Source organism: Paenibacillus sp. FSL H8-0315, assembly GCF_038005365.1.
GTDB lineage: Bacteria > Bacillota > Bacilli > Paenibacillales > Paenibacillaceae > Paenibacillus_AQ > Paenibacillus_AQ odorifer.
Genome location: NZ_JBBOTA010000001.1, coordinates 2,812,420 through 2,832,562 on the forward strand (window position 1 = coordinate 2,812,420; position 20,143 = coordinate 2,832,562).

Sequence of the window (20,143 nt, forward strand, 5' to 3'; positions counted from 1 at the left end):
ATGACAACAGCTCTTGTAAATGATCTTACTGGTATTGTCCGCAGTGCTCCTGCTATTTTTGCCTCACGCACTTGCAGAGAAGCCCTTCGCGTCATGTTTCAGCATCCAGAATCCAAATGTATCGTCGTCTGCAATGCTATGAATGAACCCCTCGGATTGTTGATGAGCGAACGTTTCTTTTTGAAAGCTACAGGAAGATCGGGAGTAGACCTGTTCTACAGAGAACCTGCCATGAAGCTTATGAACAAAACCCCGCTCATTCTTGACATTTCCACTCCACTCGATATGGTATTGAGCCTCGCTATGAACCGCCCGGATCCTATGAAAAATGATTGTGTCATTATCACTCGCAAAGGTAAATTCGCTGGTGTTGCATATACCTCTGACCTTATCCGCGCCCAAGCATAGAACCTCTTTACCTTTCCTCTTCTACCCTAAACCTTCCTCAAAAAAGAATATCCGGTGACGTATCAATTCTCCAGTATCCATTCACCTTTTTCAGCTTCACATACACCGACTCACTGCCTTCCTGCCCGCTCGAATAAGGAACTGTTAAGTCAAATTCAGCGGTTGTTGCAGTTTTGGAGAGCATTCGGGCGGTGGCTTTCTCAAACATTAATGAGTTTCCAAGATCCGCATTCACCTGTGACATTCTACCTTCATGCTCCAAAAATTGAGTCTGCACATAATAAGCTGCTGCATTATGCGTGTAGGCTTTTTTTATGTAATTCATCAGCTTCGCCTTTGTCCCAATATCATTGGAAAGGTAACGGTACTCTTGCGCTTTATACATGAAGGTTTCCATCGGGAAAAAGTTGCCCCCGCGGCTAGTATAGAAATAGATTGCTCTGGCATGTACAACAAGCGGTACAACACTTTTTACCGTCAAATTGTTTATGGTAGCTGGACCTTCTTTTCCTGTGCCAATCACAGCCACATTTTTTATTGCCGAGCTTCCCACTGATGATGAAGCTGCCATAACTCCGCTACCTGCTGATAAAAGGCCTAAGGATAGGGCCAACGAACCAAGCATCCATTTTTTGTTCATCTGAAGTTCCTCCTCTTTCATCTAAAAAATACAGGCGATCGCCACTGTTTCAGCTTATGCACCCCGCAAGCTAAAATACCCAATAAACAGAGGAATGAAAACGTATTACAACTCTTTTGAAAATATAAAAAAACTCCACCCTCCTGATTCACAGGAAAAGCGGAGTAATATAGTTAAATAAAGTAGTACTAGAACCCTAATTGGATGCTGCTGCGGTGGCCTCATAATACGCTGTAAAAGCTACGTTAGCAGTCAAAATACTCTCCGTATTGTTCTTAGTACGATCCTCGTAGGATTGCTGAAAATTGAAAGAGTCTACATTCACAATACGAGGTAAGGCTTGTAGTTCATCCATCCATTGCCGTATCCCCGAATATGTCCCCTCCACCACTGCAGTCATTTTGATCTGTTTGACCGTCGGGAATGACACCTCAGCTGAACCTGTCATTTGCTGAATCGGATTAGCCTCATCCAAAACAAAACTAAGATCCTTTAGCCGCGCTTTTGAGGACGTGCTAACCTCCCGTAAATCAACAATCAGACCTTCGCTGTCATCGCCCTTTGGGAGTTCCCCCAGTAATTCCTTCTGTTCTAGATCTCCCTCATTGCCGCTGCCCTTCAGCTCATTGATTTTGTTTTGGAGGACTTCTGCTTCCTTTTCCAACTGACTGATCTCGCTGCTCTGTGCGGAAATTTCCTTATTAGTCGGCTGAACACCCAGCATATAGAATGCAAACAATATCAGGAATAGAATTAACACCCCTAGTACGATGGGAGAGCGATATTTATTGATCTGTTCCATCGCTGCTCACCTCCCCTTGGCTGGCATCCGTATCACTGTTTTGCTGCTTAGCCGCTGCTAAGTTCACTTTATAAATAGCCGTATACGTATTGTATGAAATGGCATCTGCGGCTCCTTCAGTAAGCTTTTGAATAGAGGCATCGGCCGTAAAAGACATTTGGCGAAGTTGTCTTAAATAGTTGGAAGCATCCTCCATAGTGGATACATTTACAGTCAGATCTATAGATGTCCGGTAGGTATAGTTAATATCACGGATTAGTGCCTCCTTAGGCAATCCTCCCACTAATTCGTCCAAGATAGGGACTGCAATCACCTTATTGTCCTGAAGCACTGTGATGGCTGCTTTCCGATCTAGCTGTCCAGGTCCGCTGTTCTTAAGCTTCGCGAGCTCTACTTGGAGCATTAAACTGCGATCCTGCAGGCCTTGCAGCTGTTCTTTACCGTTAGAGATTTGACCCTTATTGGCCGAAAAATAAATCCCCGTTCCGATCATCCCCAGCAGCCAAATCGCTACAAGCCCCATCGTGACATAAGGAAATAGCAATGTCTCCCGATCTTCTCTCGGCAATAGATCAATCGTATCCGTGTTGATGCTATTTTTTAGAGCGGTCCCGGCAGCTACACGGTAATCATTTAGATCAGGGTCAGAAACAGCAGCACTAGCCATCTGTTCCAGACTTATTGGAGTTATTTCAAGTTCAGCTAGGGACTGCTGGAGCTCCAGGTCCAGTTGTTTACGAATCGAGGGAGTGCCCGTAATCACTAAATTGTTGATACGAGTGGAACCGTCATGCAAGCTGTATTGATAAAAGCTGAGCATACGGGAGATTTCCGCAGTGATTTCAACCATTTGCTCGGGTGATAAATGTTCTTCCACAGCGACAGCTGTTTCTGCCAAGGTTTCACTGTCTGTCAAAAGATCCATTCCCGCTAAATTTCTTCCTTTATGTAGATCAAGTAAGTTTATCGTACGAATGAAGACCGGATTCCCGTTTCTGAACATATAAATGTCCATTACCGATGGCTCCATATTAATCAGCATCGTCTCCGCAAAACTCTCCCCGTGCCCAGTGGTTATAGCACGCGCCAAAGCGGTTGCCGAAATTTCGACACTGCTTATCCGAAGACCCGCCCGCTCCAGAATTTCTACGTAATCCTGAATCGATTTTCGCGGAGCAGCAAATACGAGCAGGTGGCTTTGCTCCTCATCCACTTCGAGCGTTACATAGTCGTAGACAGGATTTTCAAAAGGTAGATGCAGTCCCGTCTCCACTTCCAGCTTCACCAGTTGTTCTACCTGTTTGTCGTTGGTACTAGGAATACTCATTTTGCGGATAATGATCTGCGAAGGTGGAATGGACAAAGAAACCTTACTTCCCCTTAACCCTTCCTTCTTCACCCACTGCCTTACCCGATCATAAAGCGCCTCGCTATCCGCCACCTGATTCTCAATGATCATGCCTGGAAGGAGCGGGAGAAACCGTTTTTTACGGACTTCCCATGACTGTTTATTCTTAAAACTAATATAACGGATTCCGGCAGCTTCAATTGAAAGTCCGGCCACTTTGGGGCCTAATCCAAGCATGTGATCGATGTCCTCCTATCCGATGAGCGAGAGATACGCGCCGATGATGTGTGAACCATATCCAAAACTAATTAAAGCTCCTATAGCTAACCATGGGCCGAAGGGTACCGGCTGTTTACGTTTGATTACACCGAGCAGCATCAGCAGTCCGCCCACCACGCTCCCAAGCAGACAAGCCACAAAAAAGGCCAAAATCACATTCGGAAAGCCAATCACCAAGCCCAGCAGCGCAAATAACTTCACATCTCCAGCCCCCATGCCACCTAATAGAACAAAAGGGATAAGGCCCCCTCCCCCAAGCACAGCTCCTAGCAGATGATGCCATATCGGTCCTTCTGGAAATAGCAGTACAAAAATCAACAGCAGCGGTAAAAAAAACAACAATACCTTGTTGGGAATCAGCATGTACTTCAAATCCGCAACCGTCACGATAACCACTAAACTCACAAGAATGAACCCGATGATTCCCTTACCCGTCAGGCCAAATTGCAAATACACCCATAAAAAAAGCAAACCCGTTGCCGCTTCTCCAAGCGGATATAATGGCGAAACCCTCGTTCCGCAGTATCGGCACTTGCCTCCTGACAGCAGGTAGCTTACCACCGGAAACAAATCCCGCGCTTTTAGCCGCATATTGCAGTTCGGGCAATGTGACGGCGGATTAAGCAAGGATTCCTTGGCCGGCACCCGCAGCGCCACTACGTTATAGAAGGAGCCTAGAATCAGACCCAGTAATGTGATGTAACTTGCGATAAATATCGTCATGGCTGTCCTCTGTTAGCTTCTGGATTTTAAAAAAGGAATCGGGAAGTCCGATTCCTTAGGGGGTTTCATATAGACTTGATTTTCGAATAAAAACCAATTTATTCTTTCTGAGCGTTCAATACTTCTTTTGATGTAAAAGACTTAGGAGTAGTAGAAGTAAATGTGGTAGCAGTCTGTATTTGAACAGCATCGGCAGCAGCTAGAACACCTGCAACAAAGTTTACAGATCCTCCATTTATAGTCTCTTTATTACTAGGTAGCACAATACCAGACTCAAGATATTTTTTTGAGATCAGATCAGTAATAGCGATCTTTTCTGGAGCAGCCGCAGTAGAAGTCGAACTATAGATTCCATTTTTCTCACTAACTACATAAAGTCGAGCCGCATCATAAATTTGACGAGCAGTAGCTGCATCCGAGTCCTCTCTAGTATTATTAATTATTCCACCAATCATCGGAATTGCAATTACCGCAATAATCCCCAAAATAACGATAACCGCCAGCAACTCAATCAGCGTAAACCCCTTTTGATTTTCCTCTTTGCTCAATCTTTTCTTAATCGCTTGTGCTAACATTTAATTTCCCCCTCTAAGTGGTGTGTGAGTGATAAAGCCTATATCCTTCATTTCAGTGAATCCAGCATCATCTTTCTTGTGCTTACGGAAACAGCTCGTCCATCGTCGTCTCATCGCCAGCGTAAGTTCGTGGATCTTGCCCCGCCTCCCCGGCGTCACCCCTCTCAATATATACAAGGAACCAAGAGGTTCACATATTACCGTACAGACTGAACATCGGCAGCATAATGGCGGCCACAATGACACCTACAACAGCGGCTAAAAAAGCAATCAGCAGTGGTTCAAGCAGCGATTTCAGACGGTCGACGGTATTCTCCACGTCCATCTCATAAAAATCAGCTACCTTAGACAACATCGTGTCGAGCGCCCCTGTCTCTTCGCCAATCGCTATCATCTGCGTAACTAGTGGCGGAAAGACCCAAGCTTTTTTTAGCGGCTCAGATAGTGGATTTCCTTGTCTTAGCGAATCGCCTGCACTACGGATGAATTTCCCGATGACCTTATTTCCTGCTACCTCCTCAACAATCACCAAGGACTGTAGGATCGGTACAGAGCTGGCATAAAGAGAAGAAAATGTGCGCGTAAACTGAGCAATCGAGCCTTTTTGATTCAGCTTACCAAACACAGGTATCTTAAGCTTGGCATAATCCAGAGCGTAAGCACCCTTTTCCGTACGTTTTGTAATCTGAAAAGCTATCACTAGGAGAAGTACTCCGAGTATCCAGAAATACCATTGACCTTGAATGCTTTTGCTAAGTGCCAAGACCATCTGTGTAATTGCCGGAAGCTCGGCATCCATCGATTCAAACATCGTTACAAACTGCGGCACAATCGCCCAAAGTAGATAGATAACCGCGGCAATCGCCATAACCCCTACGGTAATCGGGTACGTAAGCGCTGATTTTATCTTCTCTGTCGTGGTGTGCTGTTTCTCAAAAAACATAGCCAACCTGTCCAACGTCCCCTCAATATCACCAGATTCCTCTCCGGCACGGATCATGCTGACAAATAGCTGCGGGAAGATTTTTTTATGATCCTGAACGGCTTGTGAGAACGATATCCCGCGCATCAGGCTGGAATTAACATCTACTAACGCTTTGCGCAGTGGCTTACTCTCGGTCTGCTCTGCCAAAATACGCGTTGCATCCACAATCGATACCCCCGCCCGCATAAGCGTGGCAAACTGCCTGCAATAAATGATGAAATGAAGCGGCTTAACGGGATTACCAATATAAATGTCCATCGATAAAATTGTGGTTTTGCGTTCAATCAGTGAAAATACCGTAAGTCCCCGCTTGCGTAGCTCCTCCATCGCCGTAGGTTTATCGGTTGCCGTTAGTTTCCCTTTGATAGATTTGCCTGCGGATGTCTTCACCTGATATTCAAAAAGAGGCATCAGCTGCTCACCTCCGCCATAAACGCCTTAGCTGCTGTTGGATCAATAAGCCCCTGCGATAAATAGTCACGAATGCTCATGTCCAAGGTGTGCATGCCTTGTGAGCGTCCGGTTTGCATCACATTTTTGATCTGATGTGTTTTTTCGGTACGAATAAGATTGGCTACGGCTGGTGTATTGATCAAAATTTCCGTAGCGCATAAACGCCCCCGACCTCCAGCCCTTGGGAACAACCGCTGACTGACTACTGCCAGCAGCACTGATGCTAGTTGTGAACGAATCTGTCCCTGCTGATGGCCCGGAAAAGCGTCGATAATTCGGTCAATCGTCTGTGGTGCGTCTGTTGTGTGTAAAGTTGCCATCACAAGATGACCTGTCTCTGCGGCCGTAACCGCTGCTGAAATGGTCTCCAAATCCCGCATCTCACCAACGAGAATGACATCCGGATCCTGACGTAAGGCAGCACGCAATCCATTAGCAAAACTAGCCGTATCACTTCCCACTTCACGTTGATCTACTAGACAGGTTCCATGGTTATGTAGAAATTCTATCGGATCTTCCAACGTCACTATATGCTTGCTCTCCGTCTGGTTAATATAATTCAGCATAGCTGCAAGCGTAGAAGATTTGCCGCTGCCTGTGGGTCCTGTAACCAAAATTAGACCTTGTGGCTTAAGCGACAAAGTAGTTAAAATCGAAGGCATCGACAGCTGTTCCAGACTCGGAATCTCTGCAGGAATGGCCCGGGCGGCGATACTAACCTCGCCCCGCTGACGATAAACGTTCACCCGGAATCTTCCCCCACCATCAAGCGGATATGAAAAATCCAACTCGCCCGCATTCCGAAATGCTTCAATTCGTTCATTACCAAGTAGCGTTTTGGCCATATCTGCCGCTTCTTCAGCAACCACGGATTCACCCTCAAGCGAGTGCAGCTTTCCATCCATCCGAATAACCGGCGGTGATCCTACAGAAATATGTAAGTCAGAAGCTTTGGAGGAGTAAGCCGTTTGTAATAGTTGTCTAATATCCCGCGTATACGTTGGCATTAGCCGCTCCCCCTAAGTTAATATGCTAAATCCCTGTTAACCTCTAATGTGAGACCGTCTCGCGCATGACTTCTTGAAGCGTTGTAATTCCTTGACTGACCTTGAGCAGTCCGTCATCCATCAGTTGAACAAGCCCACGCGCTTTACCTGCTGCACGCAGTTCTTCTACTGAGGCAGTGTTTGTAATGAGCTGCCGTAAGTGATCATCAATACTGAGTACTTCATGAATCGCTATTCGTCCACGATAGCCAGAATTGTTACAGCTACCACAGCCGCGTCCACGCTGTAATGCTTCCACAGGTAGTCCTAAGCTACGTAGCATAATTGCTTCCTGTTCAGATGGTTTGTAGGTTTCTTTGCAGTCAGTGCAGATTTTGCGCACCAGCCGCTGTGCTACCACACCAATCAGCGAAGAAGCGATCAAATAAGGTTCTACCCCCATATCCCGCAATCGGGAAACGGAGCTAATCGCATCGTTTGTATGTAAAGTAGACAACACTAGATGACCCGTTAATGAGGCGCGAACAGCAATTTCAGCAGTTTCCGCATCCCGTATTTCACCGACCATTACGATATTCGGATCTTGTCGAAGAATCGAACGCAGCCCAGCTGCAAAGGTTAGTCCAATAGCCGAGTTTACGTGTACTTGATTTACTCCTTCAAGCTGGTATTCCACTGGATCTTCGACTGTGATAATATTTGCGCTTTCTACATTAAGTTGATTTAACGCTGAATATAAAGTTGTTGTTTTTCCGCTGCCTGTAGGTCCCGTGATCAGCAAAATCCCATAAGGACGAGCTATCATCTCCTTAAAAGCTTCTGCATTCCCCTCACTGAATCCCAAAGCATCTACGGATTTGACCCCTGTGCTTAAATCTAGCAGCCGCAGCACAATCTTCTCTCCGTGCATCGTTGGTAATGAAGACACACGAATATCTACCATTTTGTAATCGAACTGCATTTTGATCCGCCCGTCCTGCGGCAAACGCCGTTCTGCGATATTCAGGCGGGCCATTATTTTCAGACGGGCGGTGATAAAGCCCTGCATCTGCTTAGGAATAATCCGCTCTGTCCGTAAGGTTCCGTCAATGCGGTAGCGGATGGTTAAATTATTTTCACCTGGATCCATATGTATATCAGACGCCCGCAGGGCAACTGCCTGCTGAATCATCTGGTTGACCAAACGTACGATCGGAGAGTCCTCATCTGTAATCTCGGTCTCTTCTATTTCTTCCTGTGTCGGGAGTTCTACCAGCATCTGATTCATAGAATCGCGCATGCCATAGTGACGCGCAATCGCCCGCTGCAGCTCATCTCTCGTAGAAATAGCGGGTTCGATCCGGAAGCCAGTACTCATACGTAAATCTTCTATCGCAAAATAATCCAGCGGGTCCGCCATCGCAACCATCAGCTTGCCGCCCTCTTTTAAGAATGGAAGCACCTGATATCGCTTAGCCATACTTTCAGGGATAATCTGCGTGATTGCGGGATCTATCTGGTATTTAAATAAACTGACATGCGGGATGCCGAGTTGAAATTCAAGCACTTCAATCAGCTGCTGCTCCGTGATATAGCCTTGAGAGATTAGCAGATCGCCGAGCTTACGTTTACTCTTACGCTGTTCCGCGAGAGCCTCAAGCAACTGGTCCTGCGAAATAATATTATTTTCTACCAGCAAGTCTCCCAGTCTCTTTTTCGCGATAGCCAAATCTATTCATCTCCGTATGCCGTTATTTATGCCGGCTGAAATAATGGATATTTTTTATAGAAATAGAAATCAAACTCCCAGCAAAATTCACTCAAAAACGAAAGATATAATTACCATAAATATAACTTCCATAAATTTGTCAATTTTGAGTATTTTTCAATCTAACTAGGACTTTAGTTATAATTTAATAGGTATATTTCAATAGATTTATGTTGTCTATCAATGCTGAATGTCCTAGAATGTATATAACATAGATTGGATAATTTTACAACGACACGGAATGAAAAAGGCTGTCGGAATCTAGCATATACGAGACGGAATACGACCATATCTGCCAATAGTTAACAATCAAGGAGAGATGACAATGAAACTTGCCAGTAACAAAAAAGTTTTTATTTTTACAGTAACTACCCTGCTTCTCCTTCTGCTTGTTCTGCCAATCAAAAATCACTTTATGAATGTCGATGCCAGTTCTAATGAATACCAAATTCGTATGCTGGAGGTTACAGAGAGTGGGGTTAGTGAGCTTGCGTCTCTAAAAACGGGAATATCTAACCTTACCATCGACACGATGAGTATGAAGCGCTTTGTGGCGCTGCGGGATGATCTGGACGGGAGATATGATGCGGTATATATCGGGATGGGGACTTACAATCCTGCACAGGTAAGTAATCAACAACCCGCCTCGGAGGAAAATAGAGCTAAGGCCCTTAATACCAAAAGTATGAAGAATGACATTACTCATCTGAAGGCTGATCAAATTACGAAGGAATTTATCAACAAGGGATTATATGTTTTTTTTCATAGCCAGCCCTTTAAAGACAAAGATGCAAAACCTCAAACTGAGCAAGGTATACTGTACAGCTCTTTTAACAGTTATCGTCTTTCCACCTCCAACCCAAATGTTAAGTTTGTAGATGACAGTGAACTGGCGGATATTTTTGCCGATTTAAAAAAACAAGACTCCAAATACATAAGCGACTTGAAGAAACGCCCTCGTCTACAAATTACGAATAGAATTCCCAACTATGACCCTAATGCAACTAACAGCAAAATCTATGTTCCTGGGGAGAAGCTTTCTTTTAATTTCAATGTCACCACACCCTCTACACAAAATAGTGCTCCACTCTCAGTCAAACTGTACGTTGGTCTTGATAAATCCATCAAAATGGGAGAAGAACAGGTCGTTGCTGAAACTGAGATTAGTACGTCCAGCGGAACTATTGAATACACTCTGCCAAAAACATACTCTGGGTTGCTCTACTGGAAGCTAGAAGTTAATGATTATCACAGTAGACAATTAAAAGACTTCGACAGCGGTGTAATTCGTTACCGTGGCGAGAAAACCATAGTAAATATTCTTCAGATTATGCCTGACACTCTAACGGAAAGCAGCCTCCTAGACACTAGTAATATGAATCCAAATTTTCTCGATACATCTGACTATAAGCTCGATATAAAAATCAAAACGATGACTGAATTTAAAAAATATGTTGATGACAGCTATGCTGCAACACATAGTTACGGATTAAATGGCACCTATGACATGCTCATCTTTGGATTTGTAGACGAATACTACAAAAAATCTAATTTAAACACTAATGCGATTAACGCTATTACACAATTTACTGGTACTTTCAAGCAAAGCGCCTTGTTCACTCACGATACCATCATTAATTTAGATGCAAATAAAAAGAACTGGATCAATAATTTCATGGGGATTACTGGTCAGGTGAATCCTGAGACCAACTTAGGCCATAATGCCATCAATCTTTCCACCAAGGTTAAGCCGGTGAATGACGGGCTTTTGATGCAATATCCTTTTTATCTAAGCAAGAGGGACGACAGCAACCAGCAAATCGATATTTCCACACCACAAATTGCACCAACACATAACCAGTACTTCACACTTAATCTAGAAGATCCTGAAGTAGTATCTTGGTATAACATTCAAAGTGAAGCATCAGGTACGAGGATAAAACCAAATGGAGAATATAATCAATACCAACGTGATACCGAGGATAGCTGGAATCAATATTACACATATTCCAAAGGAAATATTACCTATTCAGGTACAGGTCACTTTTTTGGAGTAAGTGATATTCCAGCCAATCTAAAGAAATTCCCTGTCTGGGAACAACAATTGTTCGTTAATACTATGTATCGTGCTTTTATTGGTGCCAATCATGCTCCAGAGATTACCGTGCATACGCCGGCTAATGATTCATCGATTCCGTCTTATCAAAAAACACTCCTTGTCGACTATACAGTAACTGATCTGGACTTTAACGATCGTGATCTAACAACTGAAGTCCGTTTCAAATCAGGGAACACATACTTTCCTATGAATGAAATAAACAAGATGGACATCAAGTCCGGTCAAAATATATATAGAACAGTTGACAATCCGCTTCCTAACGGAGGTCTACTCGACATCGAAATTAAAGCTTGGGATCAAAATGGGGCGCTCTCAATTAAAACGCTCAGAGTAAATGTCCTGCCGTCGAACACCAATTTGAGTGTAACACGATCTCTCTCTCAGAATGTTGTGAATGGCAAAATAGAAAAGGGAGAACCGGTCACTCTTAGTTATTCCATCACCCCAAAATCTGTACCGTTTGATAAAGTCGGCACGGTCAACCAGACCTCTAACACACAATTAATATCGGATATTGTATTTACCGAGAATCTCCCACCTAACCTGGAGATTTCAGGAGAATTACCAGCCGGTACGATAGTCACTGGAAATGCAACCAGTGGGTTTAGATTGACACGCAATCTAAATAACATAACCTATTCACTGAAAACGGTGAACGGCGCCCAAATCTATAAACCAGACTCTGAACAGCCTATAACGTTCCAAATCACAGTTAAACCGACCGAGACCCAAACCTATATTTTAAATGATTCCAAACTTAGTTATGTCGATATTCATGCCACATTGCCACCTCTAGGAATCTTAGGTAAATACAACGCATTTATCCTTCATACCACTTCACTTCGTGGAGGCACTATCAAGGGACCACTGGCTTCCGGGGGAACAGTCAACTTCAACAACGCGGGTATTACAGTAAATGAACAATTTAAAGACCAAGTGCCATATGGTATTGTCACGGGCGGAGATGTTTCCCTTCCTGAAGGAACAGTTTACGGAAACCTAATGGTTAAAGGCACCGTTAAAGACCAACGTCCTGGTTCTATCCAAAATGGTACCATCAATTACGGAGAACTTCTCGATTTCAACAAGCAAGAGAGTTATCTCCTTGGACTCTCTGATGCTATTGCCAAGTTGCCTTCCAATGCCACGGCGACTCATGAATACGGAAAACTTACGGTCACAGGTAACTCAGATATCAATATTGTTAATATTTCTAGTTCAGCGTTAAATACGCTTAACAGTTCCGAGCTTAAGGTTCCGCAAGGATCAACGGTAATTGTTAATGTACAACAAGACAGTAACAGTGAACCATTTTTACATTTCCCACTGGGGAGCGACGGTAGCCGTGTGCTATACAACTTCCCTAACGCCAAGCCTTTGCTAATTTCCCAAGCCAACGTATACGGAACCATTCTGGCACCACGATCTACTATAAACTTTGATGGAGGACAGGTGTATGGAACAATCATTGGAGCTTCAATGAATATGAGTAGTGCCACTTTATACCATTTCCCTTTTACCGGTAGCCTACCAGCGGAAATCTATCCGCTACCTGTTCCAATCCCAACAGATCCTTCATCGACTAATTTAGCGCGGACTACGGTTTCGTTTGAGACTTTAACTTTTACAGCCGAATATAAAATTAAAACCCTGCAATTGGATGACAAAGCTATTTATGTAGGAGATAAGATTCGACTAATTCCAATAGTTACGCCTTCTGATTTAAGTAATTCTGCATTCCTCTGGACAACTAGTAATGCTTCAGTTGTACAAATAGACTCCAGCAGTGGCGATATTATCGGGTTGGCCAAAGGAACAGCACAAGTCACTGTTAAGGCTCTTGATGGTAGCGAAGTTACTGGTACTGCATTCATAACTGTAGAAGAACGTAATTCTCGTTCTCTATCAATTAAAGGATATGAAACAGCGAGAATCTATGAATCCATTACGTTAAGTGCCTCGTACGTCCAAGACAGTAAAGAACCTGAGACCAACATAACCTATATCTGGTCCGTTAAAAACATTACCTCTGGGGCAAGCACTGCTGTAATTAATACCAATCCAGAGTATCCCGGTGATGATACCGAAAAGATTTTCAGTGCGACGCAGTCAGGAACTTACCTAGTAAGTCTTACTGTAAATTCAAGTAACCCGGTTCCAATTACCCAAGAGAAAACCATAACAGTTACTAACCCACTAACCTCATTGTCGATTACAGGTCCAACAACGGTATTGATAGGAGGACAAATCGACCTAAGCGCAAGTAGAAATCCTACGGATGCTGATCCAGCAACGCTAAGATGGAGATTCGTGAAATCAACGGATAAAAATATTACGGATGACACTATTACGAATGATCATATTGCTACTCTTACGCCTTCTAGTGATGGCTCAACCGCTAAATTGACGGCTGGTGATACCGCTAAAGAAGGACTGCTGATTGAGGTTTCATTCAAAGATATGACTTCAACACACGAGGTTAACATCGTTGATGCTTTGAAAGGGTTAAGATTTAAAGAACAGTCCATTACTATTGAAGTGGGCCATACTTTCCCGTTAACCAATATTTTATGGGCATTCCCTACCTCCATCTCGATCGAGCAAATCAAAGGTAACTTGAGTTGGGTAAGCGACAATTCTGGAATCGCCAGTGTCGATAATGGAACCAATATTGATAGCAGAGGAATTGTTACAGGTGTCAAAAAGGGATCAACCACCATTACAGTTACTTATACCGGAAGCACAGGCACAACAGCAGAAGCAGATATTACAGTTAAGGTTGTAGCACCCCAGAATGACGATCGTTACTAATCTTTACATTTAAAAATAAGAAACTTCCAACGAAAAAAAGGGTATCCCTAAGCACTCGCTTAAGGATACCCTTTTTCAATTGGTCTCAATGACTCACAAGCTCCAGAGGGCCTACAGTTACATTCACCTGCTGCACACGCGGGAGGCTAGACTGCTGATGAGTAAAAACATCCTGATTATATTGAATCTGAAAACGGTGACCCAAATTATATCGATCCGCATCCTGATTTTCAAAATTAAAGCCGAGAGCCGGATCTAAGGGCTCAGTTACTCCTCCTAGTACTGCGTTTACTGTAAGATTCCCTTTGGCAAAGAAGCCACCATTTAACCAAAAGATTGACCCCACTCCGTACAAATCAGCGTCACTATCCGTGTAAAAAAAAGCTTTCATATAAAATGAATCCTGCTCAACTTTTTTCTTAGGTGGATTAGTAAAAGTATCAATTCGGTTAATGAGCACATCTCCTTGAGATATGAGGACTAACTCCTTACTACTTAAACCTTGGATCACGGCGTCCTCGACTTTCGTTTCTCCTAAAACAAACATAGTAGAGTTGAATTTCACCTGTCCTTTAATAGTAACATTACCTGTAACTAGAATATTAGCTTGAATCTCCAAAAATTTAGTTATATCTGGACTATAGTTATTTACCTCCAGATCACCATTAACAATAAACCATTTGGGCTTATTAGAAGGATTACCTGTTTTGGCTTCATCACTAAACTTTAACTGTTTGTAATCAATTCCATCGATAAGCAGATTACTGTTATAAACAGTAGAATTATTCAAATCCTTATCCAACAAGGAATTCTGATATATGCTCAATTGTTCTAAGTATTGGCTGTACTCTAGTTCGTACTTATCCTTTTCTTCTTTTGTGGGATTATCTTCAAGTACTGGCTCAGTGTAGGGTGGATTCTCATCGGGTAATCTATCCAATGCTGTTGCACTTAAGTAATTACCCAATCTTCCTTCCACAATAGCTTGCTCAAGTTCAGACCTTTTCCCGGTCAACCCTGTCGCTTCCTCCACTTTATCAAGAAACGATTCCAGCACATTAATCTGCACGAACTTTTTTTGCGGTTTGATAAACACCTGCTCTTTATTAACTCCCAGTATGTTAGGAAGAATAATTGAGGCATTGTTTTTATTTACTGCTGCGTTAATAATTCCATTTCCGGAATATTTAATACTTTCAAGTGATTGCACATGCACCTCAGGAAGAGGTTCCGTAGATGCTGGACTGGCAGAGTCTTTTAGTAATTCTACTTTAGGATATTGAGTCTTTTCTTTAAGATCTTTCACTTTCTTATACGTATAAACAGCCGTATCGCTGATGTTTAGTTCTTCACCCGCATATATATTGCCATGGAGACCAGGTGCTCCGTTTAATGTTAATACTTTTTCCGATCCAAAAGCATATTTAAGAAAATCAGGATAGGTATCAATGACAATCTTTTGTCTCAGCTGTCTGATGACGCCATTAACTGTGGCTTGTGCTTCAATATCTACATAATATTTTTGCTTATCCTGCTTCTCATAAGTGATACTTTTGATCGTACCGCCAGCTCCAGATAATCCCGTACTTACGCCATTGTTAACGCCGACAACTTTGGTGGTCACCTCACTAACAATACTTTTAATCTCATCTTCCATATGATCAGGGTCAATATCCGTACGCCCGTCCAACTTCGTCTGTATGTATGCCGCTGCTTCATCGAGCCCCTTTTGAGCCAGATGCAGGCTCTGCACGTCGTTTTCCCTTGTCTCCGTTCGTTGTGCGCCACCCATCGTTGCCCCGAGTACAGCTACTCCGAGTATAGTAAGTAGAAGAGCAACAAACATAACTAATACTAGAGCTGAGCCTCTTTCATTATTCTTCATCCCTCCTGCTCCTCCTAGAATCCGAATTTACTTTTCAACTCCAATGGGTAATCCCTTCCGTCGTAGCTCTGAACTAGCGATAAATCTATAGATATCAAGCCGCTATCACAAGGGATGCTATTCTGACACTCTAAAGTTATAGCAGAACCCTGTTCTAATTTAGATATCGTCTCAGTTCTTGCATCTACTGGTGGATCGACTACATCAGGATTTGCTATTGTAAGAGCACCATTAACAATACGAATCTGAGACTTAGTTCCATCCTGACGTTCTAACGTAATGTAGCTATCAATAATAGTCCCTGCATCATTTTTGAGAATAGTTGGAGTGACCTTCTCAGGAGCAAATGTATACAACTCCGTTATAATCGCCGACATTAACAAATCACCTTCGTCTCGTAATGAGTTTTCAATCGATATTTTATGATAGCTTCGTAAGCCCAGCATTGTTATCCCCGAAATAATTCCCGCTGCAACTGTAAACAACGATAGTGCCACAATTAGCTCCACTAAGGTAAAGCCGCCTTCTCTGCGAAGAAGATTAACGAATTTTCTCATCGGTAATATATCCCTCCACAACAGGTTCACTTTCAGGTCCGCCAGAAGAATCCACTCTGCTGACTTTAACCAACACAGGTAACAAATATACTGCCATATTTTGTTTCTCCAGATCACTAGATTCCAAGCTTTGGTTATGTAGATCACGCTGATATTTAATATCTATCTGATAGTTCACACCATTTATTGCAGGATTCAAAACCTGGTTTAAGATTTCTGTATCCTGAACAAGCCCCTTGTAATCCTCACATTTCAGAGAATCATCCGTATCCTTTTGGCATTTCGCCGCCTCTATCGAATCATGATTCTGCTTTATAAAAAATTCCTTCATCGCCTTAAAATCCTGCTTCTCCACATAAAACAGCGCGTTTCGCGCCAGATTGACCATAATCGTTTTGTTCTGGTTCGATTTAGAGTAACTCATGGCGTTAGTAAAGTAAGACGTAAGCACCAGAGAAACTATCGATAAAATTACAATAGCAGCCAGCACTTCGATTAACGTAAATCCTTTTTCCTGCTTTAGGCCCGGTTTCATCCTACTTTCCGCCTCTCGCCTATGAAAATACTTTTCGTATTTGCACGTTTTTCCTAAATTTTCTACTTCCATTATATTCTCTCATATCCAGCTACAGCAATCCTCAAAACCCTTATAATTCAGATATTTCTACAATATCTCTCACTTTAGGTCTATGCTATGATTTGGAAAGAGAGGAGATGAATGAAATGGCTTTAATAGAGTGCAAATTTTATTCTGAAGTACTAGGTTTGAATACCTCAATGACTGTAATTTTGCCGCAAAAAACAACTACACAAATCGGGATGAGTAATGTAACAAGAGGTGATCTTCACCCTACTTTGTATTTACTGCATGGCTTGTCTGACGATGATTCGATCTGGCTGCGCCGGACTTCCATAGAACGGTATGTAGCGGAGATGGGGATAGCTGTGGTAATGCCGAATGTGCACCGCAGTTTCTACACAGATATGGCGATGGGAGGCCGTTATTGGACCTTCATTAGTGAGGAGTTGCCGATGCTGGCGCGCTCATTTTTCCCGCTTTCCGATAAACGCGAGGAGAACTTTGTAGCCGGGTTGTCGATGGGTGGTTATGGAGCAATTAAGCTGGGACTGCGTAAACCCGAGTCTTTTGCAGCGGCAGCGAGTTTGTCTGGAGCACTTGATATGGCGCATAATTTCTTGAACGGGGAAGGTGCTACCACTAAAAGTAAAGAATACGAAATGATCTTCGGAAAAGAAGATACCGCCGGAACGCCGGAAGACCTTCTTTGGCTGCTTGAGGAAGTGAACCGCTCCACGGGACCAAAACCAGCGTTGTATCAATGCTGTGGCACAGAGGATTTCCTATATACCGATAACTTGAGATTCCGCGATGCCTGCCAGGCAACCTCACTTTCTTTAACCTATGAAGAAGGTCCGGGGACACATGAATGGGGATACTGGGATGCCAAAATCCGCGATGTGCTGGCATGGCTACCTTTAAAAAGTAACTAGCTGTACCTAATAGACAACAAAAAGATGCAGCCATAAGCTGCATCTTAATATCTGTTCTACTCAGATTGCCCTCTTCGGAGGGTTCTTTTTAATTATAAGGACGCCGAAGGCAATTATGCTTGTTTGGTGATATTTTTAAATAATCCAGTCTGTTCTGTGATTCCTTTTTCAGCAGCAAATCTTTCAATACTCGATGCACCAAAGAATCCGTCTATGCCTTCTGTCCGTTCAATTACGTACGCCGCATCTTCTGGCTCTGCAATCGGTCCGCCGTGACAAATTACCATAATATCTGGATTTACTGCTTTCCCTGCTTTAATAATCGCTTCAATTCTTTCTACACAATCATCTAAAGTAAGAGCGGTCTTAGCTCCAATTGTACCTTTGGTAGTCAAGCCCATATGTGCCACCAAAATATCTGCGCCGGCTTCTGCCATGGCTTTTGCTTGCTCAGGATCAAATACATAAGGAGTGGTGAGCATATCCAATTCATGCGCAGCTCTAATCATATCTACTTCTAAACCATATCCCATGCCGGTCTCTTCTAGATTCTGTCTGAACACGCCATCGATCAAACCTACGGTTGGGAAGTTTTGCACGCCGCTAAAACCTTGTTCCTTAAGTTGTTTTAAATAAACTTCCATTACTCTAAAAGGGTCCGTTCCGCATACGCCTGCCAATACAGGGGTGTTTTTAACAACAGGCAATACTTCCGAGCCCATTTCGACTACAATTTGGTTGGCATCCCCATAAGATAATAACCCTGCCAGTGATCCACGGCCTGCCATTCTGTATCTTCCTGAATTATAAACAATCAGCATATCCGCTCCGCCAGCTTCGCTGCTTTTTGCAGTAATTCCAGTGCCGGCTCCCACGCCTAAAAGAATCTTTCCATTTGCCACTTCTTCTCTAAACTTCGCCATGATTTCAGTTCTTGTATTTTTGTTCATGCGTAGCGCCTCCATTTAAATATTTATTTATCTTATAAAAGCCTTATTTGCTCATGAGATCTATTAGCTTCTGCGCTGCTGCTTCTGCAAACTCCATATCATTAATGGCACAATCCATTTCGATAACCTCGACAACATTTCTGTTTACACCATTTCTTAAGGTATCAAATAACATTTGATCTTCCTCTACCCCATAAAAAGCTTCCCCTGCAACATCAATGCCGGATATCCCTTTAAGCGGCAGCATTAACACCGTTTTCTCTTTGGCCATATTTAATTTCTCGACAAGCTTTTTGCCGATAGCTTCATTTTCTTCTACTGTTGTTCTCATCAGAGTAACTGTTGGATTGTGTTTATAAAACTTATGCCCAGCAAATTTCGCTGGTACCGTATCATAAGGACCAAAGTTGCACATATCAAGCGCGCCTACCGAGACAACCTGTGGAATATGATGTTTACCAGCAGCTTCTAACCGATGAGGTCCAGCATTCAGCACGCCGCCAATAATTTCGTCCGCCCATTCTGTTGTGGTCAGATCCAATACACCTTCAATAAAACCAGCCTCGATTAGCGCTTCCATGGACTGGCCGCCTACCCCTGTTGCATGGAATACAAGCACTTCATATCCTCTAGCCTCAAGATAGTTACGGGCCGCCGTTACACATGGGGTTGTTACCCCAAACATTGTTGTAGCTACTAATGGCTTTTTCTCTATCACTTGTTTATTCTCAAATTTAAGCATACCGGCGATGGCGAAAGCTGCATTGGTAAAAATCTTTGTTGAAATAGAGTTTAGTCCGGCAACATCCACTACGGATGGCATCATGACAATATCACTAGTGCCTACATATGGAGCAGTATTCCCTGAAGCTACGGTCGAAACCATCACTTTAGGTACACCAATAGGTAATGCCCGCATACCCGGGGTTACAAGTGAAGTGCCTCCAGTGCCCCCAAAGGAGATAATTCCATCAAATTTGCCTTGCTTATATAATTCAGGTACTAATTTTTCCATACCTTTGGCTAATAATTCTGTTGCTAGTGCTCTATCTTTTTTGGCAACGAGCTCATCTATACTTACACCCGCGGCTGCTGCTACTTCTCTATTAGAGATATCCGGTGTAAAAGTGGGCTCAAACACACCTGTATGAATTGTAAATGTACCCAGCTCCAAGCTTTCCAGTAAATTTTTAATGTAGAGATATTCTTCACCCTTGGTGTCAAAAGTTCCGGCAATAGCAATCGTCTTCATTTCTTCAACCTCCTCTTCAAATATCTACAACAAAAAAAGCATGATCAACTTATGAGTTAATCATACTTCTTTGATTTATCGATGAAAACG

The 20,143-nt window shown here is 43.1% G+C and carries 16 protein-coding genes; 3 read left to right on the forward strand and 13 right to left on the reverse strand.

The features are described 5' to 3' along the window. Positions 1 to 408 (forward strand): CBS domain-containing protein, encoded by a 408-nt coding sequence (locus MHB56_RS12265; RefSeq protein ID WP_076123832.1) that lies wholly within the window; start codon positions 1 to 3, stop codon positions 406 to 408. Between the two features lie 37 nt (positions 409 to 445). On the opposite strand, the gene MHB56_RS12270 is transcribed toward MHB56_RS12265, so the two are convergent. The 8 genes from MHB56_RS12270 to MHB56_RS12305 all read right to left on the reverse strand — a co-directional run bounded on the left by MHB56_RS12270 (position 446) and on the right by MHB56_RS12305 (position 8,928). Next, the gene (locus MHB56_RS12270; protein WP_051491029.1) at positions 446 to 1,048 is read right to left on the reverse strand and encodes a DL-endopeptidase inhibitor IseA family protein; all 603 of its coding nucleotides are present in this window, start codon (positions 1,046 to 1,048) and stop codon (positions 446 to 448) included. Between the two features lie 196 nt (positions 1,049 to 1,244). Beyond that, complete coding sequence (gene pilO, locus MHB56_RS12275) at positions 1,245 to 1,850, reverse strand: type 4a pilus biogenesis protein PilO (protein ID WP_248549029.1); 606 nt, start codon at positions 1,848 to 1,850, stop codon at positions 1,245 to 1,247. Next, the gene (gene pilM, locus MHB56_RS12280) at positions 1,834 to 3,435 is read right to left on the reverse strand and encodes a pilus assembly protein PilM (RefSeq protein ID WP_340952507.1); all 1,602 of its coding nucleotides are present in this window, start codon (positions 3,433 to 3,435) and stop codon (positions 1,834 to 1,836) included. Before pilM ends, pilO begins: the two co-directional genes overlap by 17 nt. Positions 3,436 to 3,450: 15 nt before the next feature. Next, positions 3,451 to 4,200 carry a prepilin peptidase gene (locus tag MHB56_RS12285; protein WP_339245231.1) on the reverse strand — a complete coding sequence of 250 codons (750 nt, stop codon included), beginning with the start codon at positions 4,198 to 4,200 and terminating at the stop codon, positions 3,451 to 3,453. 98 nt (positions 4,201 to 4,298) lie between these two features. After that, positions 4,299 to 4,775 (reverse strand): type II secretion system protein, encoded by a 477-nt coding sequence (locus tag MHB56_RS12290; RefSeq protein ID WP_341143619.1) that lies wholly within the window; start codon positions 4,773 to 4,775, stop codon positions 4,299 to 4,301. A 190-nt stretch (positions 4,776 to 4,965) separates the two neighbouring features. Next, positions 4,966 to 6,171, reverse strand: a complete 1,206-nt coding sequence (locus tag MHB56_RS12295) for a type II secretion system F family protein (RefSeq protein ID WP_036678542.1) — start codon at positions 6,169 to 6,171, stop codon at positions 4,966 to 4,968. Further along, positions 6,171 to 7,220, reverse strand: coding sequence for a type IV pilus twitching motility protein PilT (locus MHB56_RS12300; protein WP_341143620.1), 1,050 nt, complete (start codon positions 7,218 to 7,220; stop codon positions 6,171 to 6,173). Before MHB56_RS12300 ends, MHB56_RS12295 begins: the two co-directional genes overlap by 1 nt. A gap of 43 nt (positions 7,221 to 7,263) precedes the next feature. Beyond that, a complete protein-coding gene (locus MHB56_RS12305) occupies positions 7,264 to 8,928 on the reverse strand; it encodes a GspE/PulE family protein (protein ID WP_076123844.1) in 1,665 nt (554 codons plus the stop codon). A 364-nt stretch (positions 8,929 to 9,292) separates the two neighbouring features. On the opposite strand from MHB56_RS12305, the gene MHB56_RS12310 reads away from it, so the two are divergent. Then, positions 9,293 to 13,897, forward strand: coding sequence for a DUF5057 domain-containing protein (locus MHB56_RS12310; protein ID WP_341143621.1), 4,605 nt, complete (start codon positions 9,293 to 9,295; stop codon positions 13,895 to 13,897). Between the two features lie 85 nt (positions 13,898 to 13,982). Here the strand turns inward: MHB56_RS12310 and MHB56_RS12315 are convergent, their stop codons facing one another. Genes MHB56_RS12315 through MHB56_RS12325 form a run of 3 tightly spaced genes read right to left on the reverse strand, consistent with a single transcriptional unit; the run spans position 13,983 to position 16,874 of the window. After that, the gene (locus MHB56_RS12315; RefSeq protein WP_076140747.1) at positions 13,983 to 15,782 is read right to left on the reverse strand and encodes a hypothetical protein; all 1,800 of its coding nucleotides are present in this window, start codon (positions 15,780 to 15,782) and stop codon (positions 13,983 to 13,985) included. 14 nt (positions 15,783 to 15,796) lie between these two features. Further along, positions 15,797 to 16,339: a type II secretion system protein gene (locus MHB56_RS12320; protein WP_038573563.1), complete on the reverse strand. Its 543-nt coding sequence runs from the start codon at positions 16,337 to 16,339 to the stop codon at positions 15,797 to 15,799. Next, on the reverse strand, positions 16,323 to 16,874 hold the full coding sequence (locus tag MHB56_RS12325) for a type IV pilus modification PilV family protein (protein ID WP_341143622.1): 552 nt from the start codon (positions 16,872 to 16,874) through the stop codon (positions 16,323 to 16,325). Before MHB56_RS12325 ends, MHB56_RS12320 begins: the two co-directional genes overlap by 17 nt. Positions 16,875 to 17,062: 188 nt before the next feature. Between MHB56_RS12325 and MHB56_RS12330 the strand changes: the two genes are divergently transcribed. Further along, positions 17,063 to 17,851 carry an alpha/beta hydrolase gene (locus MHB56_RS12330; protein ID WP_076123851.1) on the forward strand — a complete coding sequence of 263 codons (789 nt, stop codon included), beginning with the start codon at positions 17,063 to 17,065 and terminating at the stop codon, positions 17,849 to 17,851. 113 nt (positions 17,852 to 17,964) lie between these two features. Here the strand turns inward: MHB56_RS12330 and MHB56_RS12335 are convergent, their stop codons facing one another. Both MHB56_RS12335 and MHB56_RS12340 read right to left on the reverse strand, forming a co-directional pair. Next, positions 17,965 to 18,801: a phosphoenolpyruvate hydrolase family protein gene (locus MHB56_RS12335; RefSeq protein ID WP_038573568.1), complete on the reverse strand. Its 837-nt coding sequence runs from the start codon at positions 18,799 to 18,801 to the stop codon at positions 17,965 to 17,967. A 43-nt stretch (positions 18,802 to 18,844) separates the two neighbouring features. Next, the gene (locus tag MHB56_RS12340; RefSeq protein ID WP_339188727.1) at positions 18,845 to 20,053 is read right to left on the reverse strand and encodes a Tm-1-like ATP-binding domain-containing protein; all 1,209 of its coding nucleotides are present in this window, start codon (positions 20,051 to 20,053) and stop codon (positions 18,845 to 18,847) included. Positions 20,054 to 20,143: the final 90 nt, after the last annotated feature.

What these genes read in the sequence shown, in the direction of transcription:
- MHB56_RS12310 (WP_341143621.1), top strand. Translation starts at nt 9,293, where the DNA reads ATGAAACTTGCCAGTAACAAAAAAGTTTTTATTTTTACAGTAACTACC.
- MHB56_RS12290 (WP_341143619.1), bottom strand. Translation starts at nt 4,775, where the DNA reads ATGTTAGCACAAGCGATTAAGAAAAGATTGAGCAAAGAGGAAAATCAA.
- MHB56_RS12265 (WP_076123832.1), top strand. Translation starts at nt 1, where the DNA reads ATGACAACAGCTCTTGTAAATGATCTTACTGGTATTGTCCGCAGTGCT.
- MHB56_RS12270 (WP_051491029.1), bottom strand. Translation starts at nt 1,048, where the DNA reads ATGAACAAAAAATGGATGCTTGGTTCGTTGGCCCTATCCTTAGGCCTT.
- MHB56_RS12300 (WP_341143620.1), bottom strand. Translation starts at nt 7,220, where the DNA reads ATGCCAACGTATACGCGGGATATTAGACAACTATTACAAACGGCTTAC.
- MHB56_RS12340 (WP_339188727.1), bottom strand. Translation starts at nt 20,053, where the DNA reads ATGAAGACGATTGCTATTGCCGGAACTTTTGACACCAAGGGTGAAGAA.
- MHB56_RS12315 (WP_076140747.1), bottom strand. Translation starts at nt 15,782, where the DNA reads ATGAAGAATAATGAAAGAGGCTCAGCTCTAGTATTAGTTATGTTTGTT.
- pilO (WP_248549029.1), bottom strand. Translation starts at nt 1,850, where the DNA reads ATGGAACAGATCAATAAATATCGCTCTCCCATCGTACTAGGGGTGTTA.
- MHB56_RS12320 (WP_038573563.1), bottom strand. Translation starts at nt 16,339, where the DNA reads ATGAGAAAATTCGTTAATCTTCTTCGCAGAGAAGGCGGCTTTACCTTA.
- pilM (WP_340952507.1), bottom strand. Translation starts at nt 3,435, where the DNA reads ATGCTTGGATTAGGCCCCAAAGTGGCCGGACTTTCAATTGAAGCTGCC.
- MHB56_RS12285 (WP_339245231.1), bottom strand. Translation starts at nt 4,200, where the DNA reads ATGACGATATTTATCGCAAGTTACATCACATTACTGGGTCTGATTCTA.
- MHB56_RS12330 (WP_076123851.1), top strand. Translation starts at nt 17,063, where the DNA reads ATGGCTTTAATAGAGTGCAAATTTTATTCTGAAGTACTAGGTTTGAAT.
- MHB56_RS12295 (WP_036678542.1), bottom strand. Translation starts at nt 6,171, where the DNA reads ATGCCTCTTTTTGAATATCAGGTGAAGACATCCGCAGGCAAATCTATC.
- MHB56_RS12335 (WP_038573568.1), bottom strand. Translation starts at nt 18,801, where the DNA reads ATGAACAAAAATACAAGAACTGAAATCATGGCGAAGTTTAGAGAAGAA.
- MHB56_RS12325 (WP_341143622.1), bottom strand. Translation starts at nt 16,874, where the DNA reads ATGAAACCGGGCCTAAAGCAGGAAAAAGGATTTACGTTAATCGAAGTG.